Below are 4,326 nucleotides of genomic sequence, written 5' to 3' on the forward strand. Positions count from 1 at the left end.
ACGGGACGCCATCCGCTCCGCCACGGTGGTGGAGGCGCTGCGGCTGCTCGCCGACCGGATCCACGCCGTGGATCGGGGCGGGGCCGCCGGTCGGGAGGCCGGTGCGGGCCGCCGGTGAGCCCATCGTCCGGATCCGACGGGCGGGGCGGGATGTCGCCGGGCCCGGCAGCGGGTACGGTTGCGGGAAGGCTCCGGCGGTCGGGGCCGGTGCGGTCCGCCGCGTCGGGTACGACGGCGGGCGCGACAGTGGTGTCCCTCAGGGGAGGTGCGAATGGTCCTGCTACGCCGGGTAATCGGTGACGCACTGCGGGCGCGCCGGCAGGGGCAGCACCGCACCCTGCGCGAGGTGTCCTCCGCCGCCAACGTCAGCCTCGGCTACCTTTCCGAGATCGAGCGTGGCCAGAAGGAGCCCTCCAGCGAGCTGCTGGCCGCCATCTGCGACGCGCTGGGCGCGCGCCTGTCCGAGCTGCTGCGGGAGGTCAGCGACACGGTGGCGCTCGCCGAGCAGATGCCCGGCGTGCTCGTCCCGGTGCAGGACGAGCCGGTCGAGCAGCCCACCCCGGTGGCCGCCTCCGGCGTCCGCAAGGCCGCCAACCAGGGCGTACGCCAGGTCAGCTCCGCCGGCACGGTCGCCGTGCAGGTCCGCCAGGATTCGCCGCTCAAGGCCACCCTGCGCAGCACCCGGGTCCGCCCCGCCGACCGCGACGTGGTCTGCGCCGCCTGATCGGTTCCGACCACGCCGCATGGTCGGCGTGGACGCCGCCGCGTAGGGTTGATCGCAGACGGTGCCGGCGCACACGCCCCGCCTGCCCGGTGGCGTCCGGCTGGCACAGTGGAGCACTGCCGCCCTGCGGTCGGTCGGCCCGTCTGGCAACGGTGGAGGCGGCGCGAGGCTACTGAGGGGATACCGCGGACATGGCGAACCCGTTCGTCAAGGGGTGGAAGTACCTGATGGCGCTCTTCGGCGCCCGGATCGACGAACACGCCGATCCGAAGGTGCAGATCCAGCAGGCCGTCGAGGAGGCCCAGCGGCAGCACCAGGCGCTGGTCCAGCAGGCCGCCGCGGTGATCGGCAACCAGCGGCAGCTGGAGATGAAGCTCTCTCGCCAGATGTCCGAGGTCGAGCGGCTGCAGGCCAACGCCCGCCAGGCCCTGGTGCTGGCCGACCAGGCCCGCGGCAGGGGCGACGAGGCCGAGGCCGCACGCTACGAGCAGACCGCCCAGACCCTCGCCACCCAGCTGGTCTCCGCCGAGCAGGCCACGGAGGACCTGAAGACGCTGCACGACCAGGCGCTCGGCGCCGCCGCGCAGGCGCGCAAGGCGGTGGAGAACAACTCCATGATCCTCCAGCAGAAGCTGGCCGAGCGCACCCGGCTGCTCAGCCAGCTCGAGCAGGCGAAGATGCAGGAGAGCGTCGCCCGCTCGCTGGAGTCGATGTCCGCGCTGACCGCGCCCGGCACCACCCCGTCTCTGGACGAGGTGCGGGACCGGATCGAGCGGCGCTACGCCAACGCCATGGGTCGCGCCGAGCTGGCCGGCAACTCCGCCGAGGGCCGAATGCTGGAGATCCAGAAGGCCACCCTCGACTCGGCCGGCTCCGCACGGCTCGAGCAGATCCGGTCGAGCATGGCCGGTGAGCAGCTCGGCGGCACGCAGCAGGAACGACCGGCCGTGCCGCGCGCCGAGCCGGCCGCCCAGGCGGCCGACCCGGCGGCCGCCGCCCGGCTCGACGAGATCCGGGCGAACCTGGGCCGGGAGCGGGGCACCGGGGACACCACCGCCGCCGGCTGAGCGGCCGGTTCGAGGAGGCACAGGTGACAGACGAGCGCACCCGGTACTTCCGGCGGTTGGGCCGACTGCGGCGGTCCGCCCGCCGGTGGAGCGTCACGGCCGGTGGTCTCACCGGTGCCGCCGCCGTCCTGACCCCGTACGCCGGCCTTGGCCTGCCGGACGCGGCGTGGGCTGCCGGCGCGGGTGGCGCGGTCGTGCTCGCCGCCTGGCGTTGGCTCGACCTGCGCGCGCTGGCCGCCCGGCCGGCGCCGCCCCCGCTGGACCCGGCCGAGGCCGCCGCGCGGTCCCGTGCCCGGCTGGTCGCCGCGGTGGAGCGGCTGCCCGTCGGCCCCGGCGTGCTGGCCGAGCTACGCCGGGTGCGCGCCCGGGTGGCACTGCGCGGCACTAGTGCCGCCGAACCGTGGACCCGGCTGGACCGGGCCGCGCTCACCTTCGCCGGGATGACGAACCGGCTGACCGGGCTGGCCGAGCCGGCTGTGCTGGAGGCCACCGAGGCCGACCGGTCGCTGCGGGAGCTTGCCGCCCGGGTGGCCAGCGTCGAGCGGGCGTTGCGGCTCGCCCCGCCGGACTCCCGGGCACCGCTGGCCGAGGCGCACCGGGCGCTGACCGGGCAGCTGGAGAGCGGCGTCGCCGCGTACGAACGGCTCGTGGTGGCCGCCGCCGGCTATCTCGCCGAGCACGCCCGTCCCGACGGTGAGCACCCCGCCGCCGCCCGGCTGACCGAGGCGACCGACCTGCTGCACGGGGTCGCCGCCGCGCTGGCCGAGCTGCGCGGCATCGGCCGGCCCCTGCCCACCCCCTGATCACCGCGGCGTGGCCACCGGCACCGGGGCGGTGAACGGGGAGCTGCCCACCACGTTGAACGAGCGGATCCGGTAGTGGTAGGTCACCCCACGGGCCAGGCCGGTGTTGGTGAAGCCCCGACCGGCGACGGTGAAGCTGGCCACCTCCCGGGTGAACGCCGCGTCCAGGGCCCGCTGGACGATGAATCCCGCGCCCGCTCCGGCCGGGGTGCTGGCGGCCCAGCCGAGGATCACCGTCGCGGTGTCCGGCCCCGGCGCCGTGGCGACGGCGCTCACCGCGGTCGGCAGGCCGGGCGCCGGCGGGGTGGTCACCGTGGCCACCGTTGACCACGGTGAGGCGGCGCCGAGGTAGGTGGTGCGGACCCGGTAGTAGTACGTGGTGTCGGGCGCGACGGCCGGGTCGAGGTGGTTCTCCCCCACCCCGATGGCGGTGGTGCCCGGCCCGCTGGTGAAGGTCGGGTTGGTGGCCCGCTGCACGTCGACGCCGGTGGCGAAGGAGCGGTTGTTCCAGCGTACGGCGACCCGCAGCGGGGCGGCCGGCGGGATCGCCGCGGCCAGCCCGGCCGGCGCGGCCAGCTGCACCGAGGCCGGCACGCTGTTCGACCAGGCGGAGCAGCTGACCGCGTTCTCCGCCCGGATCCGGTAGTGGTAGGTGACGCCCGGGGTGACGGTGGCGTCGGTGTAGCGGGTGGCGGTGGCCGCCACGGTGATCGCGGTGAGGCCGGCGGAGAAGGTCGGGTCGGTGGCCCGCTGGAGCAGGTGACTGGTCGCCGCCGGCCGGCCACCGTTGCCGGTCCACGCCAGCGCGATCGCCGGCAGCGCGGTGGCCGAGCCCGGAGCCGGGGTGGCGGTGAGGCCGGTCGGCGCCTTGGGGGAGACCCGCAGCACCAGCGGCCGGCTCATGCCCTGGTCCCGGTGGCCCGCCAGCTGGCTGTGCCAGCGGTACTCCCACCCCAGGTTGACCAGCTGGTTCACCACTAGCGCGGGGCGCCCGTCGAGCGGGCTGACCGGGGTGGAGCCGGTCCGGGCGCCGGCCGGCCGGGTCGGGTCCAGCAGCCGTACGCTGTCGCCGAGCTTGAACGGCAGGGCCGGCGCGACCGGCCGTACCGCGACGATCACGTCCTCCCGCGGGTTGACCCGGACGACCTGCTTCCAGCCCAGCTCGTTCGGGTGCGGGGGGCGGATGGTGCCGTCCCAGCCGACCCGGTTGACCAGTTGCACGTCGCAGCCGTCGAGGCGGACCGGCTGGGTCTGCCGGCTGGTGCCGCGGATCCGCCAGAGCTGGGTGCCGTCGGCCGGGGCGCCCACCGGCACGGCCGGGTCGCTGACCTGGAGCACCTCGGTGGCCGGGTCGGTCGGGCCGAGCGGCAGCGTGGCGGGGGAGAGCGGCCCGGCGTGCGGGTGCGCCACGCCGAGCCGGCCGGTGAGCCGGCCGTGGCCGGGCTCGAAGACCTGCTGCACCGCCTTGACCGCGAGCGGCAGGGTGACCGGGGCGCTGGCGCCGGCCGGGGTGAAGGTGACCGAGGTGGCCTGTACGGGAACCGTTGTCTCCCGGGCGGTGCGGGTGCCGAAGGCGGAGTCGTACGCCGGTTGCGGCACGATCGGCGGGCGCTGGCTGGCCGCGTACGCGCGGGGCAGCCGGTCCCGCAGCCGGGCCAGGTCGTACGGCGGCGACGGGGTGCCGGCCACCCGGAACTGGAGCAGGGTCCGGGTGTTCGGGCCGTACCCGGGG

Annotated in this window: 3 protein-coding genes and 2 pseudogenes; 4 read left to right on the forward strand and 1 reads right to left on the reverse strand. The window is 76.1% G+C overall.

Annotation, left to right across the window (positions count from 1 at the left end; all coding sequences use genetic code 11):
* The 4 genes and pseudogenes from C1I99_RS35280 to pspM form a co-directional block, all read left to right on the forward strand.
* A pseudogene (locus C1I99_RS35280) lies at positions 1-118 on the forward strand (competence protein); the annotation flags it as partial.
* A gap of 153 nt (positions 119-271) precedes the next feature.
* The gene (locus C1I99_RS29745) at positions 272-724 is read left to right on the forward strand and encodes a helix-turn-helix domain-containing protein (RefSeq protein ID WP_111137500.1); all 453 of its coding nucleotides are present in this window, start codon (positions 272-274) and stop codon (positions 722-724) included.
* Between the two features lie 191 nt (positions 725-915).
* Entirely contained in the window at positions 916-1,791 is an 876-nt protein-coding gene (locus tag C1I99_RS29750) for a PspA/IM30 family protein (protein WP_111137501.1), read from the forward strand.
* A gap of 23 nt (positions 1,792-1,814) precedes the next feature.
* Positions 1,815-2,594 carry a phage shock envelope stress response protein PspM gene (pspM, locus tag C1I99_RS29755; protein WP_111137502.1) on the forward strand — a complete coding sequence of 260 codons (780 nt, stop codon included), beginning with the start codon at positions 1,815-1,817 and terminating at the stop codon, positions 2,592-2,594.
* On the opposite strand, the pseudogene C1I99_RS29760 reads toward pspM, so the two are convergent.
* Positions 2,595-4,326, reverse strand: a pseudogene (locus tag C1I99_RS29760) (hypothetical protein); the annotation flags it as partial.

Source organism: Micromonospora deserti, assembly GCF_003236335.1.
Taxonomy (GTDB): Bacteria; Actinomycetota; Actinomycetes; order Mycobacteriales; family Micromonosporaceae; genus Micromonospora; species Micromonospora deserti.